Annotated in this window: 20 protein-coding genes; 8 read left to right on the top strand and 12 right to left on the bottom strand. The window is 71.0% G+C overall.

What is annotated here, in order from left to right; genetic code table 11:
* Positions 1 to 8: 8 nt before the first annotated feature.
* The 5 genes from hisG to C7444_RS09265 form a co-directional block, all read right to left on the bottom strand.
* A complete protein-coding gene (gene hisG / locus C7444_RS09285) occupies positions 9 to 650 on the bottom strand; it encodes an ATP phosphoribosyltransferase (RefSeq protein ID WP_110400574.1) in 642 nt (213 codons plus the stop codon).
* Positions 647 to 1927: a UDP-N-acetylglucosamine 1-carboxyvinyltransferase gene (gene murA, locus C7444_RS09280; protein ID WP_110400573.1), complete on the bottom strand. Its 1281-nt coding sequence runs from the start codon at positions 1925 to 1927 to the stop codon at positions 647 to 649. Before murA ends, hisG begins: the two co-directional genes overlap by 4 nt.
* Positions 1928 to 2032: 105 nt before the next feature.
* Positions 2033 to 2308, bottom strand: coding sequence for a BolA family protein (locus C7444_RS09275; protein WP_110400572.1), 276 nt, complete (start codon positions 2306 to 2308; stop codon positions 2033 to 2035).
* A 65-nt stretch (positions 2309 to 2373) separates the two neighbouring features.
* Positions 2374 to 3153, bottom strand: a complete 780-nt coding sequence (locus C7444_RS09270; protein ID WP_245909485.1) for an ABC transporter permease — start codon at positions 3151 to 3153, stop codon at positions 2374 to 2376.
* The gene (locus C7444_RS09265; protein WP_110400571.1) at positions 3150 to 4082 is read right to left on the bottom strand and encodes an ABC transporter ATP-binding protein; all 933 of its coding nucleotides are present in this window, start codon (positions 4080 to 4082) and stop codon (positions 3150 to 3152) included. Before C7444_RS09265 ends, C7444_RS09270 begins: the two co-directional genes overlap by 4 nt.
* A gap of 110 nt (positions 4083 to 4192) precedes the next feature.
* Here C7444_RS09265 and C7444_RS09260 point away from each other — a divergent pair, with 110 nt between their 5' ends.
* The 5 genes from C7444_RS09260 (at position 4193) to C7444_RS09240 (ending at position 8902) form a co-directional block, all read left to right on the top strand.
* Entirely contained in the window at positions 4193 to 4876 is a 684-nt protein-coding gene (locus C7444_RS09260; RefSeq protein WP_110400570.1) for a TetR/AcrR family transcriptional regulator, read from the top strand.
* 141 nt (positions 4877 to 5017) lie between these two features.
* Entirely contained in the window at positions 5018 to 6034 is a 1017-nt protein-coding gene (locus C7444_RS09255; protein ID WP_110400569.1) for a sulfate ABC transporter substrate-binding protein, read from the top strand.
* On the top strand, positions 6009 to 6956 hold the full coding sequence (cysT, locus tag C7444_RS09250; protein WP_110400568.1) for a sulfate ABC transporter permease subunit CysT: 948 nt from the start codon (positions 6009 to 6011) through the stop codon (positions 6954 to 6956). The genes C7444_RS09255 and cysT overlap by 26 nt, the downstream gene beginning before the upstream one ends.
* A 2-nt stretch (positions 6957 to 6958) precedes the next feature.
* A complete protein-coding gene (cysW, locus tag C7444_RS09245; RefSeq protein WP_110400567.1) occupies positions 6959 to 7831 on the top strand; it encodes a sulfate ABC transporter permease subunit CysW in 873 nt (290 codons plus the stop codon).
* A gap of 15 nt (positions 7832 to 7846) precedes the next feature.
* Positions 7847 to 8902 carry a sulfate/molybdate ABC transporter ATP-binding protein gene (locus C7444_RS09240; protein WP_110400566.1) on the top strand — a complete coding sequence of 352 codons (1056 nt, stop codon included), beginning with the start codon at positions 7847 to 7849 and terminating at the stop codon, positions 8900 to 8902.
* Between the two features lie 208 nt (positions 8903 to 9110).
* Here the strand turns inward: C7444_RS09240 and C7444_RS09235 are convergent, their stop codons facing one another.
* Both C7444_RS09235 and C7444_RS20565 read right to left on the bottom strand, forming a co-directional pair.
* Positions 9111 to 10067, bottom strand: a complete 957-nt coding sequence (locus C7444_RS09235) for a CysB family HTH-type transcriptional regulator (RefSeq protein ID WP_110400565.1) — start codon at positions 10065 to 10067, stop codon at positions 9111 to 9113.
* Between the two features lie 129 nt (positions 10068 to 10196).
* On the bottom strand, positions 10197 to 10346 hold the full coding sequence (locus tag C7444_RS20565; RefSeq protein ID WP_375136922.1) for a hypothetical protein: 150 nt from the start codon (positions 10344 to 10346) through the stop codon (positions 10197 to 10199).
* Between the two features lie 4 nt (positions 10347 to 10350).
* Here C7444_RS20565 and C7444_RS09230 point away from each other — a divergent pair, with 4 nt between their 5' ends.
* Positions 10351 to 10803, top strand: coding sequence for a Bug family tripartite tricarboxylate transporter substrate binding protein (locus C7444_RS09230; RefSeq protein WP_245909483.1), 453 nt, complete (start codon positions 10351 to 10353; stop codon positions 10801 to 10803).
* A gap of 12 nt (positions 10804 to 10815) precedes the next feature.
* Here C7444_RS09230 and recG read toward each other — a convergent pair whose 3' ends face one another.
* Complete coding sequence (gene recG, locus C7444_RS09225) at positions 10816 to 12930, bottom strand: ATP-dependent DNA helicase RecG (protein ID WP_110400563.1); 2115 nt, start codon at positions 12928 to 12930, stop codon at positions 10816 to 10818.
* Between the two features lie 51 nt (positions 12931 to 12981).
* Between recG and queA the strand changes: the two genes are divergently transcribed.
* On the top strand, positions 12982 to 14100 hold the full coding sequence (gene queA / locus C7444_RS09220) for a tRNA preQ1(34) S-adenosylmethionine ribosyltransferase-isomerase QueA (protein ID WP_110400562.1): 1119 nt from the start codon (positions 12982 to 12984) through the stop codon (positions 14098 to 14100).
* Positions 14101 to 14296: 196 nt separating this feature from the next.
* Positions 14297 to 14704: a c-type cytochrome gene (locus C7444_RS09215; RefSeq protein WP_245909482.1), complete on the top strand. Its 408-nt coding sequence runs from the start codon at positions 14297 to 14299 to the stop codon at positions 14702 to 14704.
* Positions 14705 to 14733: 29 nt separating this feature from the next.
* On the opposite strand, the gene C7444_RS09210 is transcribed toward C7444_RS09215, so the two are convergent.
* The 4 genes from C7444_RS09210 to C7444_RS09195 all read right to left on the bottom strand — a co-directional run bounded on the left by C7444_RS09210 (position 14734) and on the right by C7444_RS09195 (position 17837).
* Entirely contained in the window at positions 14734 to 15402 is a 669-nt protein-coding gene (locus C7444_RS09210; RefSeq protein WP_110400561.1) for a LuxR C-terminal-related transcriptional regulator, read from the bottom strand.
* A gap of 61 nt (positions 15403 to 15463) precedes the next feature.
* Positions 15464 to 16597: an alpha-hydroxy acid oxidase gene (locus C7444_RS09205; RefSeq protein WP_110400560.1), complete on the bottom strand. Its 1134-nt coding sequence runs from the start codon at positions 16595 to 16597 to the stop codon at positions 15464 to 15466.
* 10 nt (positions 16598 to 16607) lie between these two features.
* Positions 16608 to 17027, bottom strand: a complete 420-nt coding sequence (locus C7444_RS09200) for an ExbD/TolR family protein (protein WP_110400559.1) — start codon at positions 17025 to 17027, stop codon at positions 16608 to 16610.
* Positions 17028 to 17051: 24 nt separating this feature from the next.
* Positions 17052 to 17837, bottom strand: coding sequence for a MotA/TolQ/ExbB proton channel family protein (locus tag C7444_RS09195; protein WP_245909481.1), 786 nt, complete (start codon positions 17835 to 17837; stop codon positions 17052 to 17054).
* Positions 17838 to 17843: the final 6 nt, after the last annotated feature.

The following is a 17843-nucleotide window of genomic DNA, read 5'->3' as shown; positions in this document are numbered from 1 at the left end:
GGAAGCGGTCAGCGGTTCGGGACGGCCGACGCGAAGGCGTCGATCAGCGGGCGCAGCCGGTCGCGCTTGAGCTTGAGCGCGGCCTGGTTGACGATCAGGCGCGAGGAGATCTCCATGAAGGGCTCGACCTCGCGCAGGTGGTTGGCGCGCAGCGTGCTGCCGGTGGAGACCAGGTCGACGATCGCGTCGGCCAGGCCGGTCAGCGGCGCCAGCTCCATCGAGCCGTAGAGCTTGATCAGGTCGACGTGCACGCCCTTGTCGGCGAAGTGCTGCTGCGCGATGCGGGTGTACTTGGTGGCCACGCGGATGCGCGAGCCCTGGCGCACCGCGCGCTCGTAGTCGAAGTCGTCGCGCACGGCCACGCTCATGCGGCAGCGGGCGATGCGCAGGTCCAGCGGCTGGTAGAGGCCCTCGCCGCCATGCTCGATCAGGATGTCCTTGCCCGCCACGCCCAGGTCCGCACCGCCGTGCTGCACGTAGGTCGGCACGTCGGAGGCGCGCACCAGCACGACCCGCACATCGGGCCGGTTGGTCGGCAGGATCAGCTTGCGGGACTTCTCCGGATCCTCGGTGACCTCGATGCCGGCGGCGGCCAGCAGCGGCAGCGTCTCCTCGAAGATGCGTCCCTTGGACAGCGCCAGCGTGATCATCCCTTGATCCTTTCGATGTCCGCGCCGAGGCCGCGCAGCTTGGCTTCCATCTGGTCGTAGCCGCGGTCGAGGTGGTAGATGCGGTCGACCACCGTCTCGCCGTCGGCCACCAGGCCGGCGATGACCAGGCTGGCCGAGGCGCGCAGGTCGGTGGCCATCACATGGGCACCGGACAGCTGCGCGATGCCCTCGACGATGGCGGTGTGGCCGTCCACGGCGATGTGCGCCCCCAGGCGCACCAGCTCGTTGACGTGCATGAAACGGTTCTCGAAGATGGTCTCGGTCACCCGCGACGTGCCCTGGGCGATGCAGTTCAGCGCCATGAACTGCGCCTGCATGTCGGTCGGGAAGGCGGGGTATTCGCTGGTGCGGAAGTGGACCGACTTCATCCGGCCCGAAGCCTGGACACGGATCCAGTCGTCGCCGGCCTCGATCACGGCACCGGCCTCGCGCAGCTTGTCGATCACCGCGTCGAGGTGGTCCGCGCGCACGCGGCGCAGCGTCACGTCCCCGCCGGCGGCGGCCACCGCGCACAGGAAGGTGCCGGCCTCGATGCGGTCGGGCACGATGTGGTGCGGGCGGACCGGCGAGTGCAGGCGCTCCACGCCCTGGATGCGGATGCGGCTGCTGCCGTGGCCCTCGATCTTCGCGCCCATGGCGATCAGCATCTCGGCCAGGTCGGGGATCTCGGGCTCCTGGGCGGCGTTCTCCAGCACCGTCTCGCCCTCGGCCAGCGTCGCGGCCATCATCAGGTTCTCGGTGCCGGTGACCGTCACCATGTCGGTGGTGATGCGCGCGCCCTTCAGGCGGCCGGTGCCGGCCGGAGCGGCGGCGTTGATGTAGCCGTGCTCGACGGTGATCTGCGCACCCATGGCCTGCAGGCCCTTGATGTGCTGGTCGACCGGACGCGAGCCGATGGCGCAGCCGCCGGGCAGCGACACCTTGGCGGTGCCGAAACGCGCCAGCAGCGGGCCGAGCACGAGGATGGAGGCCCGCATCGTGCGCACCAGCTCGTAGGGCGCTTCGGTCGAGTTCAGCTGACCGGCGTCGATGCGCACCTCGTCGGGGCGGGACTCGCTGCGCTCGGCCGTCGCACCGAGGTGGCGCAGCACCTTCAGGGTGGTCGAGACGTCCTGCAGGCGCGGCACGTTGACCAGCGTGACCGGCTCGGCGCACAGCAGCGCGGCGCACAGTTCGGGCAGCGCGGCGTTCTTGGCGCCGGAAATGACGACATCGCCCTGGAGGGCGTGTCCGCCGCGGATCAACAGTTTGTCCATGGTGGGGCAAGGGTTGCCCGCGTTCAACCCCTGGACTGCCGAGGGGGTGAACGCCGTGCGCGACCGCTGCTCACCCGCCTGCCACAGCCGCCGAGGCCGCGCAGGTCAGTGATGGGAAGGAGTGGCTGCGGGCACGGTGCCGGTCGCAGCCCATTCGGCGGGGGTCAGGGTCTTCATCGACAGAGCGTGAATTTCAGCGCGCATTCTATCGCCCAGGGCCGCATAGACCCGCTGATGTCGCATCACGCGGCTCTTGCCCTCGAATTCGGACGAGACGATGGTGGCGTAGAAGTGCTCGCCGTCGCCCTCGACCTCGAGGTGCTCGCATGGAAGTCCGGCGGCCACGTAGGCGCGGACTTCGTCTGGGGTGGGATTTGCCATGGTGCCGCGATTGTAGTGCGGGCCTGCCGGGCGCGCCGGACGGGGCATTCGTCCGGGCGGCACGCTCAGGATCTCAGCTTGTAGCCCCGCTCCAGCAGGCGAAGGGCGATGATGGAGACGATCAGGAAGCTGCCGCCGACCACCGCGAAGCTCTGCCAGGGGTTGACGTCGCCCACGCCGAAGAAGCCGAAGCGGAAACCGTCGATCATGTAGAAGAACGGATTCAGGTGACTGGCCCCCTGCCAGAACGACGGCAGGCTGTGCACCGAATAGAAGACGCCCGACAGGAAGGTCATGGGCATGATGATGAAGTTCTGGAACGCGGCGAGCTGATCGAACTTCTCGGCCCACAGGCCGGCGATCAGGCCCAGCGAACCCAGCATGCCCGCCCCGAGCACCGCGAACGCCAGCGCCCACAGCGGCGCCTCCAGCCGCAGCGGCGCGAACCACAGCGTCACGAGCATGACGCCGGCGCCGACGAACAGGCCGCGCACCATCGCCGCGCCGACATAGGCGGCGAACCAAGCCCAGTGCGACAGCGGCGACACCAGCAGGAAGACCAGGTTGCCGGTGATCTTGCTCTGGATCAGGCTGGACGAGCTGTTGGCGAACGCGTTCTGCAGCACGCTCATCATCACCAGCCCGGGAATCAGGAAGCTGGTGTAGCCCACGCCGTCGTAGACCCGCACATGGTCCTCGAGCACATGGCCGAAGATCAGCAGGTAGAGCACCGCCGTCAGCACCGGGGCGGCCACGGTCTGGAAGCTCACCTTCCAGAAGCGCAGCACCTCCTTGTGGAACAGGGTCGAGGCGCCGGACAGGCGGCCCATGCGGGTCGGGTTCATGCGCTCACCTGCTCGGCTGCGGAGGGGCTGCTGCCCATGATGGAGAGGAAGACGTCCTCCAGGTCGGCGCGGCCGATCTCCAGGTCCTCGATGCGGATGCCGGCGGTGCGCAGCTCGGCGAGCAGGCGCTCGACCTCGGCCGCATCCCGGGCGGTGACCTGCGCCACCCGGCCGGTCACCCGGGCGCGGGCCGCGATCGCCGCCGGCAGCACGTCGTCGGTCTTGAAGCGCAGCATCGTGCCCGCGGCGCTGGCCAGCAGCGCCGAGGTGCGGTCCAGCGCCACCACCCGGCCCTGCTTGAGCATCGCGATGCGCCCGCACAGCGCCTCGGCCTCTTCCAGATAGTGGGTCGTCAGCAGCACGGTGTGGCCCTGGCGGTTGAGCTCGGCCACGAAGTGCCACAGCGTCTGGCGCAGCTCCACGTCGACGCCGGCCGTCGGCTCGTCGAGCACGATCACCGGCGGACGGTGCACCAGCGCCTGCGCCACCAGCACCCGGCGCTTCATGCCACCCGACAGCTGGCGCATGTTGGCGCCAGCCTTGTCGGCCAGGCCCAGGCCCTCGAGCAGCTCGTCGATCCAGCGCTCGTTGTCGCGCACGCCGAAGTAGCCGCTCTGGATGCGCAGCGACTCGCGCACGCTGAAGAAGGGGTCGAAGACCAGCTCCTGCGGCACGATGCCCAGCGAGCGGCGCGCCATCGCGTAGTCGTCGACGACGTCGTGGCCCATCACCCGGACCCGGCCGGTGCTGGCGCGGGCCAGGCCGGCGAGCACGCTGATCAGCGTCGTCTTGCCCGCGCCGTTGGGGCCCAGCAGACCGAAGAACTCGCCCTCCTCGATGTCGAAGTTCACGTCGCGCAGCGCGTGCAGCTCGCCGCGGGGCGTCGGGTAGGTCTTGCAGACCTTCTGGAAGGATATGGCGACTGTCATCGGGGCGCGATTGTAGGCAGCCCGGGAATCGGCGCCGGGGCACGGCTTTTCCACAGGAACGCGGCGGGCGGGGCGGTGCTAGATTGTGAGCCGGAGACCACACGACAACGATGACCACCACCGAACGGGCCACGACCAGAAAACCCCCGCGCCGCACCGCCGAGCGCATCCTCGACCACGCGCTCGCGCTGTTCAACCGCTACGGCGAACCCAACGTCTCGACCACCCTGATCTCCGCCGAGCTGAGCATCAGCCCCGGCAACCTCTACTACCACTACCCGGCCAAGGAGGCGCTGGTCAACGCCCTCGTCGGGCGCTACGAGGCGGCCCTGGCCGAGGCCATGTCGGCGGCCGGACCGGCCAACGATGCCGAAGGCGCGTGGCAGCTCGTGCCCGGCCTGCTGCGCCTGGCCTGGGACTACCGCTTCATCTTCCGCGACCTCAACGACCTGCTGACGCGAAACCGCCACCTCGAGACCCGCTGCCAGGCCGCGCTCAAGCACCAGCAGGCGGCGATCCGGGAGCGGGTGCTGCGGCTGTGCGTCATCGACGGCATCGGCCTGTCACCGGAAGAGGCCGACGCGCTGTCGACCTCGATCGTGGTGCTGCTGACCTACTGGCTGAGCTACGAATACGTGCGCGACCCGCGCCGCGCGCTCGAGCCCGACAACGCCGACGCGGCCGTGCGGCGCGGCACCCGCCAGGCCATGGCGCTGCTGTGGCCCTACCTGAGCGCGCAGCAGCGCCAGCAGCTGCGGCCCTCCCACATGGCCCAGATGCAGGCCGACCTCTGATCGGTGGGGCCGCGGCAGGGGCGGCGGCGGCCCCGCGTCGCTTTATGCGTTTTCCAGATAAGTTAGCTCGCAATCTGTCCTTCTTGACGGCTGGCGCGACCTCTAGCATCTGAGTCCTGCGCATAAGCCGACGAGAAATCGATGAAGAATCTTCTGAAGTCACGCCGCCACCTGCTGGTCTGCGGCCTCGCCGCCGCGGCGGCGCTGGGGGCCCCGCTCAGCCGGGCAGCCGGCACGCCCCTGCTCAACGTCAGCTACGACGTGTCGCGCGAGTTCTACAAGGACTACAACAAGGCCTTCGCCGCCCACTGGAAGAAGACCAGCGGCGAGGACCTGACGCTGAACCAGTCGCATGGCGGCTCCAGCGCCCAGGCCCGCGCGGTGATCGACGGCCTCGATGCCGACGTCATCACGATGAACCAGGCCCTGGACATCGACAAGGTGGCCGAGGCCGGCCTGATCGGGGCCGACTGGGCCCGGCGACTGCCGGGCAACAGCGCGCCGACCTCGTCGGTCACCGTCTTCATGGTGCGCAAGGGCAACCCCAAGGCCATCCGCGACTGGGCCGACCTGGCCCGTCCGGGCACCGGCGTGGTGATCCCCAACCCCAAGACCTCGGGCAACGGCCGCTACAGCTACCTGGGCGCCTGGGGTTCGGTGATCAAGGCCGGCGGCAGCCCGGCCCAGGCCCGCGAGCTGACCGCGAAGATCTTCGCCAACGTGCCGGTCTTCGACGGCGGCGGGCGCGCGGCCACCACCACCTTCGCGCAGCGCCAGATCGGCGACGCGCTGGTGACCTTCGAGAGCGAGGTGCAGTCGATCCTCGAGGAGTTCGGCCGGAACTTCGACATCGTCTACCCGAAGCACACGGTGCTGGCCGAGAACCCGGTGGCGGTCATCGACAAGGTCGTCGACCGCAAGGGTTCGCGCAAGGCGGCCGAGGCCTACGTCAAGTACCTCTACTCGGACGAGGCGCAGCAGATCGCCATCAAGCACAACCTGCGCACGTTCAACGAGAAGATCCTGGCCGCCCACGCGGGCGAGTTCCCGAAGGTCTCCACCTTCACCGTCGACGAGGTGTTCGGTGGCTGGCGCAAGGCCCAGGCCGAGCATTTCAAGGATGGCGGCCTGTATGACCAGATCCTGCCCAAGCGATGAGGCCCGCCCCGTGAGTGCCGCGCCCGTCCCTTCCCCTTCCCCGTCCCGGCCGACGCCGCGGCCGAGCCGCCCGGCCGGCGGCTCCGGCAAGCTGCTGTCGCGCTGGCTGATCAAGCGCCACACGGTGCTGCCCGGCTTCGACCTGGCGCTGGGCTTCACGCTGTTCTACCTGAGCCTGATCGTGCTGGTGCCGCTGTCGGCCACCTTCCTGAAGACGGCCACGATGACCTGGCCGGCCTTCTGGGAGGCGGTCGCCTCGCCCCGGGTCGTGGCCAGCTACCGGCTGACCTTCGGCGCCTCGCTGGCGGCGGCGCTGATCAACGCCGCGTTCGGACTGGTCATCGCCTGGGTGCTGGTGCGCTACGACTTCTTCGGCAAGCGCTTCATCGACGCGCTGGTGGACCTGCCCTTCGCGCTGCCCACCGCCGTGGCCGGCATCACGCTGACCGCGCTGTACGCCCAGAACGGCCTGATCGGCCAGTGGCTGCCGTTCAAGGTCGCGTTCACGCCGCTGGGCGTGTTCGTCGCGCTGCTGTTCATCGGGCTGCCGTTCGTCGTGCGCACGCTGCAACCCGTGCTCGAGGACCTGTCCTCCGAGTTCGAGGAGGCGGCGGCCACGCTGGGCGCCACACGCTGGCAGACCTTCCGGCACGTGATCCTGCCGATCGTCTCGCCGGCGCTGATCACCGGATTCGCGCTCGCCTTCGCCCGCGCGCTGGGGGAATACGGCTCGGTGATCTTCATCGCGGGCAACCTGCCGATGGTCAGCGAGATCACGCCGCTGCTGATCATCACCAAGCTCGAGCAGTACGACTACCAGGGCGCCACGGCCATCTCGGTCGTGATGCTGCTGATGAGCTTCGTCATGCTGCTCGTCATCAACCTGCTGCAGGCCTGGACGCGACGACGCCAGGGCCAGTGACCATGAGTGCATCCTCCACCTCCAGCACCGCCACCCGGGAAGCCGCCTGGGTGCGGCGCAGCCTGATCACGATCGCGCTGCTGTTCCTCTCGCTCTTCCTGTTCCTGCCCCTGGCCACCGTGTTCTACGAGGCACTGAAGAAGGGCGTGGACGTCTACCTGGCCGCCATCACGGAAGACGACGCCCTGTCGGCCATCAAGCTGACCCTCATCGCCGCGGCGATCTCCGTGCCGCTGAACATGGTCTTCGGTGTCGCCGCCGCCTGGTGCATCGCCAAGTTCGAGTTCCGCGGCAAGAGCGTGCTGCTGACGCTGATCGACCTGCCCTTCTCGGTCAGCCCGGTCATCGCCGGCCTGATCTACGTGCTGGTGTTCGGCCTGCAGGGCTGGCTGGGCGAGTGGCTGCGCGACCACGACCTGAAGGTCATCTTCGCGGTCCCGGGCATCGTGCTGGCCACGGTGTTCGTGACCTTTCCCTTCGTGGCGCGCGAGCTGATCCCGCTGATGCAGGCCCAGGGCCGCGAGCAGGAAGAGGCAGCGACCGTGCTGGGCGCGAGCGGCTGGCAGATGTTCCGCCGGGTCACGCTGCCCAACATCAAGTGGGCGCTGCTCTACGGCGTGATCCTGTGCAACGCCCGCGCCATGGGCGAGTTCGGCGCCGTCAGCGTGGTCTCGGGCCACATCCGCGGCCAGACCAACACGCTGCCGCTGCACATCGAGATCGTCTACAACGAGTACCAGTTCGCGGCCGCCTTCGCCGTGGCCTCGCTGCTGGCCGGCCTGGCGCTGGTGACGCTCGCCCTCAAATACCTGGTCGAGCAGCGTGTCAAGCGCCAGCTCGCCGCCGCTCGCGCCGACGCGGCGAGCGGGGTCTGATCCCTGGAGTCCTTCATGAGCATCGAGATCCGCGACCTGAACAAGAAGTTCGGCCACCTGACGGTCTGCGACCAACTCAACCTGACCATCGGCTCGGGCGAGCTGGTGGCCCTGCTCGGCCCGTCGGGCTCGGGCAAGACCACGCTGCTGCGCATCATCGCGGGGCTGGAGAAGTCCGACTCGGGCAGCGTGCTGTTCCACGGCGAGGACGCCACCGACGCCACGGTGCGCGAGCGCCAGGTCGGCTTCGTCTTCCAGCACTACGCGCTGTTCCCGCAGATGACCATCTTCGAGAACGTCGCCTTCGGCCTGCGCGTGCGGCCCCGGTCCACCCGCCCGAGCGAGGCGAAGATCCGCGAGAAGGTGCACGAGCTGCTGCAGCTGGTGCAGCTCGACTGGCTGGCCGACCGCTACCCGCACCAGCTCTCCGGCGGCCAGCGCCAGCGCATCGCGCTGGCCCGCGCGCTGGCCGTCGAGCCCAAGGTGCTGCTGCTCGACGAACCCTTCGGCGCGCTCGACGCCAAGGTGCGCAAGGAACTGCGCCGCTGGCTGCGCCGCCTGCACGACGAGATGCACGTCACCAGCGTCTTCGTCACGCACGACCAGGAAGAGGCGATGGAGGTTTCCGACCGCATCGTCGTGATGAACCAGGGCCGCATCGAGCAGGTCGGCTCGCCCGACCAGGTCTACGACCAGCCCGCCACGCCCTTCGTGCTGCAGTTCCTGGGTGACGTGAACCTGTTCCACGGTCGTCGTGACCATGCGCCGGGCCAGTCGGCGCCGGGCGGGGACGTCACCTACGTGCGGCCGCACGAGATCGACATCGTCACCACGCCGGCGGCCGATACCTGGCCGGTCACGCTGGCCCACGTGCTGACCGTCGGCCCGAACACGCGGCTGGAATTCCGCCGCCAGGAGGACGAGGCCCTGGTCGACGTGGAGCTGTCGCGCGAGGCCTGGAACGCCTTGCGCGATCGCCTGCAGCTGCGCCCCGGCAGCGCCGCGCACCTGCGCCCGCGCCGCATCACCCGCTTCGAGGACGTGGCCGACGATCCGGCCGCCGCCATCTGAGCCGCACCGGGCGGGCGCCCTGCCCGCCCGCGCCGGTCGGCCCGCGTGACCCGCGCGATCCGGTCACGCACCGACCTCTGCCGCAGCCCCCCCTGGCCGGCGGACAGTCCATCGGCCGTCTCGGGTCGCGGCGCGGGCCACCGGGCCACCGCCACGCGGTCCGGCGCACCCGCGGCCAGGCGGGCGCGCCGATGACGGCACCGGCCGCTCAGATCTCGAAGCGACTGCCTTCACCCTCGTTCATCGCCTGCGCGATCAGCTCGCGCGTCAGCGGGGGCGCGAAGCAGCGGATGAACTCGTAGACGTAGCTGCGCAGGTAGGCGCCGCGGCGCAGCGCCAGCCGCGTCATGTTGGTGGCGAACAGATGGCGCGCGTCGATGGCACGCAGCGCGGTGTCGCGCTGGTCGTCGTAGGCGATCGAGGCCACCAGGCCCACGCCCATGCCCAGCTCGACGTAGGTCTTGATCACGTCGGCGTCCATCGCGGCCAGCACGACATTGGGCTTGAGTTCGTGGCGATCGAAGGCCTCGTCGATGTGGCTGCGGCCGGTGTAGCCGGTCTCGTAGGTGATCAGCGGGAAGGCGGCCAGGCGCTGCAGCGTCAGCGGCTCGCCCCGGTCGGCCTCGTCGACCAGCACATGGCCGCGCGGCACGACCACCGAGTGCGTCCAGCGGTAGCAGGGCAAGGCCAGCAGGCCTTCGTAGCTGGCCAGGGCTTCGGTGGCCACGCCGATGTCGGCCTCGCCGCTGAGCAGCAGCTGGGCCACCTGCTGCGGCGAGCCCTGGTGCATGTGCAGCACGACCTCGGGATGCGCGGCGCAGAAGTCGCGCACCGCCGGCGGCAGGGCGTAGCGGGCCTGCGAGTGGGTGGCCGCGATCGTCAGCGTGCCGCGGTCCTGCGAGGCGTAGTCGGCGCCGGCACGGCGCAGGTTGTCGGCCTCGACCAGCAGGCGCTCGACGATGGGCAGCACGACCTCGCCCGGCGGGGTCAGCCCCGTCAGCCGCTTGCCAGCACGCACGAAAATCTCGACCCCCAGCTCGTCCTCGAGCTCGCGGATCTGGCGGCTGACGCCGGGTTGGGAGGTGTGCAGCACCTGCGCCACCTCGGTCAGGTTGAAGCCGCAGCGGACGGTTTCGCGCACGGAGCGCAGTTGCTGGAAGTTCACGGGGCCGCCCGGTATAGAAAGAATCCTCATTATCAAAGCCGGACAAAGTGCAAGAAACGACTGTTCGCTTCTTTGCTTATTCGCCAAACGGATAAGGATTCTCTGTCACGGGCCCCGAGCCCGCGAACCTCAGTCCGGACGGATCTTGTCGCGCGCGATGACCGCCTTCCAGCGGTTCTGCTCCACGGCGATGAACCGGGCGAACTCGGCCGGCGTGCTGCCGACGGCGATCGCCGCGTCATGCGACAGGCGCTCGATGGCGGCCGGCCTCAGCCCCAAGGCGATGCGGCTGGTCGCCTTCGAAGGGGGCGGCGAGGCGCTGGAGGCGCTGGCGGGCCGCCATGTGCAGGTGGTGGCGGGCGACGTGGCCGAGGTCGCCGGCCTGCTCGAGGCGGGCCGGCCGCTGCGGGTGCTGGCGGTGCTGGCCGCCCAGCGCCTGCCCGGCCGCTGGGCCCGCGTGCCGACCGCCCGGGAGCAGGGCTACGACATCCGCTGGCCCATCCTGCGGGGCCTGTACGTCGGCGCAGGGGTGCCCGACGAGCTCGTGCGGCGCTGGCAGGACCTGATGCTGCCAGCGCTGTCGACGCCGGCCTCGGTCGCGGCCCGCGAGCCGCTGGGCCTGCAGGCCTCGCTGGTCTCGGGCCCGGCGCTCGAGCTGCTGGTGGCACGGCAGATGGACGAGTACCGCCGGATGGCCCGCGACATCGGCCTGCCGCCGCTGCCGGCCGGACGCTGAACGGCGTCCGGCTCAGGCCTTCAGGAACTCCATCTTGCCACCCAGCCAGCGGGCCACCAGGTCCTGGGCGGCGCGGGCATGGTGGTCGAGCAGGCGCGGCGCGAGCTCGTGCGCCACGTCGAGCAGCCGGGTGTCCTCCTGCAGGTCGGCAAAACGCAGCAGCGCGTCGCCCGACTGGCGCGCGCCCATGAACTCGCCGGGCCCCCGGATGTCGAGGTCACGGCGGGCGATCTCGAACCCGTCGGTGGTCTCGGCCATGGCCTTCAGGCGCTCGCGGCCGGTCGACGACAGCGGCGAGGTGTAGAGCAGCACGCAGACGCTGGCCACCGCACCGCGCCCGACCCGCCCGCGCAGCTGGTGCAGCTGCGCCAGGCCGAAGCGTTCGGCGTGCTCGATGACCATCACGCTGGCGTTGGGCACGTCCACGCCGACCTCGATCACCGTGGTCGCCACCAGCACGCCGATGCGCCCGGCGGTGAACTCGGCCATCACCGCGGCCTTCTCGGCCGCCGGCATGCGCCCGTGCAGCAGGCCGACCGCCGCGGGCGCGAAGGTCTCGGCCAGCAGCGCATGGGTCTCGGTGGCGTTCTGCAGGTCGAGCGCCTCGGACTCCTCGATCAGCGGCACCACCCAGTAGACCTGCCGGCCCTTGCCGATCTCCTCGTGCACCCGCTCGATCACGTCCTCGCGCCGGCCGTCGGCGAACACGCGGGTGACGATGGGCGTGCGCCCGGGCGGCAGCTCGTCGATGGTGCTGACCTCGAGGTCGGCGAAGTAGGTCATGGCCAGCGTGCGCGGGATGGGGGTGGCGCTCATCATCAGCAGGTGCGGCTCCAGCGCCTGCGACGCCAGCTTGCGGCGCAGCTCCAGCCGCTGCGCCACGCCGAAGCGGTGCTGCTCGTCGATGATGGCCAGGCCCAGCCGGGCGAACTGCACGTCGCCCTGGATCACCGCATGGGTGCCGACCACCAGCTGCGCCTCGCCGCTGGCCACCCGCTCGATCATCTGCGCGCGCGCCTTGCCCTTGCGGCTGCCGGTCAGCCAGGCCACGCCGACGCCCAGCGGCTCGAGCCACTGCAGCAGCTTGCGGAAGTGCTGCTCGGCCAGGATCTCGGTGGGCGCCATCAGCGCGCACTGCCAGCCGGCATCCATCGCCACGGTGGCGGCCAGCGCGGCCACCACCGTCTTGCCCGAGCCGACGTCGCCCTGCAGCAGGCGGTGCATCGGCTGCGACCGGCCGAGGTCGGCCGTGATCTCGGCCACCACCCGCTGCTGCGCTCCGGTCAGCTCGAAGGGCAGCACGCCGCGAAAACGCTCGCTCAGGCCGCCATCGACCGCCCGCAGCACCGGCGCCCGCAACCGGGCCCGCTGGCGCTGGGCCTGCAGCTGCGACAGCTGCTGGGCCAGCAGCTCCTCGAACTTCAGGCGCTGCCAGGCCGGGTGGCTGCGGTCCTCCAGCGCCGCCACGCTGGTGCGCGCGGGCGGGTGGTGCAGGAACTGCAACGCATCCTGGAGCGAGGGCAGCCGTGCCAGCTCGCGCGGCAGCAGCCCGGGCGGCAGCAGCTCCTGCACCGGCGCGCGCCACAGCGCGGCCGCGACCGCCTTGCGCAGATAGGCCTGCGGCAGCTGGGCGCTGGTGGAGTAGACCGGCGTCAGCGCCGTGGCCAGCGGGGCGTCGGCCTGCACCGCCCGCACCTGCGGATGCACCATCTCCCGGCCCCAGAAGCCGCCCCGCACCTCGCCACGGGCCCGTGCCAGCGCGCCCTCGGGCAGGGCCTTCTGCTGGTTGGGATAGAAGTTCAGGAAACGCAGCACGATCTGGCCGCTGTCGTCGGCCACCGTCAGCAGCCACTGGCGGCGCGGCCGCAGCTCGATGCGCGAGGCCAGCACCCGGCCTTCGATCTGCGCCACCTCGCCCTCGCGGGCCTGGGCGATCGGGGTCAGGCGGGTCTCGTCCTCGTAGCGGATCGGCAGGTGCAGCGCCAGGTCGATGTCGCGGGTCAGGCCCAGCTTGTCCATCGCCTGCTGCGGCGCGGAGCGCGCCCTGGCCGCCGGCGCCACGACTCCGGTCGCCGGCGGCGGGGTCACAGCCACGTGGGCACTCGTTCGGGAAGGGGACTCGGACATGGAACAATTCTGCCCCCACCGAGCACCAGGCCGGTCCAGCCTGCCCCGACGATGAACCTCCCCCCCTCCCCCGCCCGCCACGACCATGTGGTCGCCGACTTCGACTTCGAGCTGCCGCCCGAGCTGATCGCCCAGCAGCCGGCGGCCGAGCGCACCGGCTCGCGCCTGCTCGACGGCCGCGCCTGGCCGCCGGTGGACCGCCCGTTCGCCGACCTGCCCGGGCTGCTGCAGGCCGGCGACCTGCTGGTGTTCAACGACACCCAGGTGATCCGCGCGCGGCTGCACGGCCACAAGGACACCGGCGGCGGCGTCGAGGCGCTGATCGAGCGGGTGCTGCCCGGCGCCGGCGCCCGCCACGAGGCCTGGGCCCACCTGCGGGCCAGCAAGTCGCCACGGGCGGGCCAGCGGGTGCGTTTCGGCCCGGCCGGCGCCCAGGTCGAGGCCGAGGTGCTGGGCCGCTGCGGCCCGGAGGACTCGCTGTTCCACCTGCGTTTTCCGTCCGACGTGTTCGAGGTGCTCGAGCGCATCGGCCACGTGCCGCTGCCGCCCTACATCACGCACGACGACAGTGCCGACGACGTGCGCCGCTACCAGACCGTGTTCGCCCGCGAACCCGGGGCGGTGGCCGCCCCGACCGCGGCGCTGCATTTCGACGAGGCGATGCTGGCCCGGCTGGCCGACGCCGGCATCGGCCAGGCCCGCGTGACGCTGCACGTGGGCGCGGGCACCTTTCAGCCGGTGCGGGTCGAGCGCCTGGCCGACCACCGCATGCACAGCGAATGGTTCGAGGTGCCGGCCGACACGGTGGCGGCCATCGCGCGCACCCGGGCCGCCGGCGGGCGGGTGGTCTCGGTGGGCACGACCACGCTGCGCGCGCTGGAATCGGCCGCCGCGGACCCGACCCTGCCGGTCGACGCGAGCGGACGCCGGCTGCCGCTGGCCGGGGCCCGCGAGACCGAGATCTTCATCACCCCGGGCTTCGAGTTCCAGGTGGTCGACCGGCTGATCACCAACTTCCACCTGCCCCGCAGCACGCTGCTGATGCTGGTCAGCGCACTGGCCGGACACGCGCACATGCGCGCGCTCTACCAGCACGCCATCGAGCAGCGCTACCGCTTCTTCAGCTACGGCGACGCGATGCTGCTCGACCGGGTGGCGACGCCGCGCTGAGCGGTGCGCCCGCCACTGTGGCCCGGGCGCCACAGCGGCGGACCGGCGGATGCTCCACGCTGCCACACGGGCCGGTGCAGCGCGTCACAGCGCTGCTCCATCGCGACAAATCGGCCGGCGGACTTGATCCGGCGCAAGTCCGGGCCGGGCCGGCGGTCTACCTTGAGGGCATTCGTGCATCGACAAGGAGCCTCTGATGACCCGCATGATTCCCCGCCTCTCCCGCCAACGCCTGCTGCCCGTGCTGGGCCTGGCACTCGCCCTGGGCGCCACGGCCGCATCGGCCGACGGCCGCGACGACGCCATGCTCAAGCTGGCCAGCCAGAGCGGCTGCATGACCTGCCACCACATCGAGCCGGGCGGCAAGGGCCCGCAGGGCCTGGCCCCGATCGGCCCGGCCTGGCGCTCGGTGGCCGCCAAGTACAAGGGGGACGGCAAGGCCCAGGACACGCTGACCACGACCGTGCTGAAGGGCTCGAACCCCTACGACAGCCACTGGAAGGGCCAGGCCAGCGGTCTGGCGATGCCGCCGAACGCCGTGGCGATCCAGGCCGAGGATGCCAAGGCCCTGGTGCAGTGGATCCTGCAGCTCGGCCCGCGCTGAGCCCTCGGGACGCCGGGCACCCGCCCGGCTCAGGCCGCCTCGTCGCGGCCGAAACGCAGGCCCAGCTTCGCCGCGGCCAGCACAGCCTCGGTGCGCGTGGTCACCTGCAGCTTGCGGAACAGGCCCAGCACATGGGTCTTGACGGTGGACTCGGCCAGATCGAGCTCGCGGCCGATCACCTTGTTGGTGCTACCTTGCGCCAGCAGGCGCAGCACGTCGACCTGGCGTGGCGACAGGTCCAGGTCGGCGATCACGCGGCGCGCCACCGCGTGGTCGGCCTCGTCGTCATCGTCCGGGCCCCGGACCGGATCGGCGGGCGACGGCAGGTACAGCCCGCCGCCCAGCACCACCTGCAGCGCATGGGTGACGACCTCCGGGGACGAGGTCTTGCAGATGAAGCCCGCCGCGCCTTCGTGGATGCAGGAGACGATGGTGCCGGGGCGCTGGTCGCCGGACACCACGACGATGAACCGCTGCGGCAGCAGGGCCTTCAGCTGCCCGACCGCCTCGACCTCCCCGCCATCCTGCGGATTCCAGCCCAGCAGGACCAGCTCGATGTCGGGCTCGGCCTGCAGGCAGGCCTGCGCGGCCTCGAGATCGACGGCCTCGCGCAGCACGGCCTCGGGAAACCGCTCGCCCAGCAGCATCGACAGCCCGCAGCGGAACAGCTCGTGATCATCGACCAGCAGCGTCTTCACGACTCATCAGGGTTAGTCTGGATGGGCCCAGCATACCCGAGGTCCGGGCCCGTCCATGGGCTCAGGGGGATCGGGCGTCCGGCGACCACAGCGAGGCCGCATCGATGCGGTCCAGCGTCGCACAACCGGTCAGCGCCATCACGATCTCCAGCTCGTCGCGCAGCAGCCTCAGCACATGAGCCACCCCCAGCGCACCGGCCACCGCCAGGCCATGCACCTGGGGCCGGCCGACCAGCACCGCGGTCGCACCCAGCGCCAGCGCCTTGAACACGTCGGTGCCGCGCCGGATGCCGCCGTCGACCAGCACCGGCACCGCGCCGGCCACGGCCCGGACCACCGCCGGCAGCAGGTCGGCGGTCGCCGGCAGCGTGTCCAGCGTGCGCCCGCCGTGGTTGGAGACGATCAGCCCGGCCACCCCCAGCGCCACCGCCTGCCGGGCATCCTCCGGGTGGGTGATGCCCTTGAGCAGCAGGGGCAGGCGGGTGTGCGCACGCAGCCAGGCCACGTCGTCCCAGGTCGCGGCCGTGGGCATCAGGCCGTCGAACAGCAGGCTGCCGCCCGGGGGCAGCGGCAGCGCGGGGGGGGGCACCAGACCCGCCAGGTTGACCGCCGTGACCCCGGCCGGCAGCCGGAAACCGACCCGGCGTTCCCGGTCCCGGGCGCCATGCACCGGGGCGTCGACCGTCAGCACCAGGGCCTCGTAACCCGCGGCCTCGGCACGCCTCACCAGCGCCAGCGTGTGCGAGCGGTCCTGCTGCAGATAGAGCTGGAACCAGAGCGGGCCGTGGTCCGGCTCGGGCAGCACCAGCGCCGCCACCTCCTCCAGCGCCACGCTGGACTGGGTGCTCAGCACCATGCCAGCCTGCAGCGCGGCGGCGGCGCGGGCCGTGGCCCGCTCGCCGTCGGGATGCGCCATGCACTGGTAGGCCACCGGCGCCAGCAGCACCGGATGCGCGAGCGGGCGGCCCAGCAGCGTCAGGCGGGTGTGGCCGCCACCGAGCGGGCGCAGCACCCGCGACTGCAGCCGCAGCCCGTCCCAGGCCAGGCGGTTGGCCTGGCAGGTGATCTCGTCGGCCGCCGCGCCGTTGAAATAGGCTTCGGCGCTGACGGACAGGCGGTCGCGGGCGACCCGCTCGTGGTCGCCCAGCGTGACGACGTCGGCCGGGATGCCCCCGGCGGCAGGCGAGCGGTTCACGTTCGCCGGCTCAGCGCCGCTCGGGCTGGCTGACGAAGCCGACCTTGCTCAGGCCGGCGGCCGAGGTGTCGGCCAGCGTCTCGGCGACATGGCGGTAGGCCACGTCCTGGTCGGCCCGCAGGTGCACCTCGGGCGCCACCGGCTTGAGGCCTTCGGCCTTGAAACGGGCGGCGGCCTCCTCGCGGCTGACCTGCTCGCCGTTCCAGTAGCGCAGGCCCTGGGCGTCGATGGCGAACTCGATCTTCTGCGCCACCGGCGGGTTGACCTGGCTGCTGGCCTGCGGCAGCTCCAGCTTGACCGAATGGGTGAGCAGCGGCGCGGTGACGATGAAGATCACCAGCAGCACCAGCATCACGTCGATGAGCGGCACCATGTTGATGTCCGACACCGGGGCGCTGGACGACTTGCGATCGAAGCTGGCAAAGGCCATGGGACTCTCCGGTGGATGCGTGGATCAGGTGTTGGCCGCCAGGGGCGCCGGGCGCAGCGGCTGCACGCTGGGGGCCGCCGACTTGCCGGACTTGCCGTTGTCGGCCAGGGGCGAGCCCATCGACAGGAAGGTCATCAGCTCGAAGGCGAAGGCATCCAGCTTCGCGTTGAGCACCCGGTTGCTGCGGGTGATGGCGTTGTAGGCCATCACCGCCGGAATCGCCACGCCCAGGCCGATGCCGGTCATGATCAGCGCCTCGCCCACCGGGCCGGCCACCTTGTCGAGCGTGCCCGACCCGCTCATGCCGATGGCCAGCAGCGCGTGGTAGACCCCCCAGACCGTGCCGAACAGGCCCACGAACGGTGCGGTCGCCCCGATGGTGGCCAGCGTCGTCAGGCCGTTCTCCAGGCGGGTGGTCTCCTCGTCGAGCACCTTCTTGATCGTGCGGGTGACGAAGTCCTGGGCCGAGCCGGCCTCGGCCAGCTTGGCCGCGCCGTAGCGGGCGTGGTGCGCCTGGGCATGGATGGCGTGCGCGGTCAGGTGGCCGAAGGGGTCGTGCGCCCCGTGGGTCTGGATCTCGCCGGCCACCTCGTCGAGCGAGCGGGCGTTCCAGAAGAAGCCCAGGAACTTCTCGCTGCGGCGCTGGCGCACGATCTGCGTGATGCCCTTGATGAGGATCAGCGCCCACGACAGCACCGACATGATCACCAGGATCGCCAGCAGCGTCTTGCCGACGGCGTCGGACTGGGCGATGAAATGGCCGAAGCCCATGCCGGCCTGGACGGCGGCTTCAGGGGTGGCAGTGGACATCTTGGA

The organism is Sphaerotilus hippei, assembly GCF_003201595.1.
GTDB classification, from domain to species: domain Bacteria; phylum Pseudomonadota; class Gammaproteobacteria; order Burkholderiales; family Burkholderiaceae_C; genus Sphaerotilus; species Sphaerotilus hippei.
Note: the sequence above shows the minus strand (reverse complement) of the source record. Positions and strands in the feature narration are given on the sequence as shown.

Bases quoted from the DNA above. Each gene is read 5' to 3' on its own strand.
- hisG (WP_110400574.1), bottom strand. From the start codon at position 650: ATGATCACGCTGGCGCTGTCCAAGGGACGCATCTTCGAGGAGACGCTG.
- murA (WP_110400573.1), bottom strand. From the start codon at position 1,927: ATGGACAAACTGTTGATCCGCGGCGGACACGCCCTCCAGGGCGATGTC.
- C7444_RS09275 (WP_110400572.1), bottom strand. From the start codon at position 2,308: ATGGCAAATCCCACCCCAGACGAAGTCCGCGCCTACGTGGCCGCCGGA.
- C7444_RS09270 (WP_245909485.1), bottom strand. From the start codon at position 3,153: ATGAACCCGACCCGCATGGGCCGCCTGTCCGGCGCCTCGACCCTGTTC.
- C7444_RS09265 (WP_110400571.1), bottom strand. From the start codon at position 4,082: ATGACAGTCGCCATATCCTTCCAGAAGGTCTGCAAGACCTACCCGACG.
- C7444_RS09260 (WP_110400570.1), top strand. From the start codon at position 4,193: ATGACCACCACCGAACGGGCCACGACCAGAAAACCCCCGCGCCGCACC.
- C7444_RS09255 (WP_110400569.1), top strand. From the start codon at position 5,018: ATGAAGAATCTTCTGAAGTCACGCCGCCACCTGCTGGTCTGCGGCCTC.
- cysT (WP_110400568.1), top strand. From the start codon at position 6,009: ATGACCAGATCCTGCCCAAGCGATGAGGCCCGCCCCGTGAGTGCCGCG.
- cysW (WP_110400567.1), top strand. From the start codon at position 6,959: ATGAGTGCATCCTCCACCTCCAGCACCGCCACCCGGGAAGCCGCCTGG.
- C7444_RS09240 (WP_110400566.1), top strand. From the start codon at position 7,847: ATGAGCATCGAGATCCGCGACCTGAACAAGAAGTTCGGCCACCTGACG.
- C7444_RS09230 (WP_245909483.1), top strand. From the start codon at position 10,351: ATGCGGCTGGTCGCCTTCGAAGGGGGCGGCGAGGCGCTGGAGGCGCTG.
- recG (WP_110400563.1), bottom strand. From the start codon at position 12,930: ATGTCCGAGTCCCCTTCCCGAACGAGTGCCCACGTGGCTGTGACCCCG.
- queA (WP_110400562.1), top strand. From the start codon at position 12,982: ATGAACCTCCCCCCCTCCCCCGCCCGCCACGACCATGTGGTCGCCGAC.
- C7444_RS09215 (WP_245909482.1), top strand. From the start codon at position 14,297: ATGACCCGCATGATTCCCCGCCTCTCCCGCCAACGCCTGCTGCCCGTG.
- C7444_RS09200 (WP_110400559.1), bottom strand. From the start codon at position 17,027: ATGGCCTTTGCCAGCTTCGATCGCAAGTCGTCCAGCGCCCCGGTGTCG.
- C7444_RS09195 (WP_245909481.1), bottom strand. From the start codon at position 17,837: ATGTCCACTGCCACCCCTGAAGCCGCCGTCCAGGCCGGCATGGGCTTC.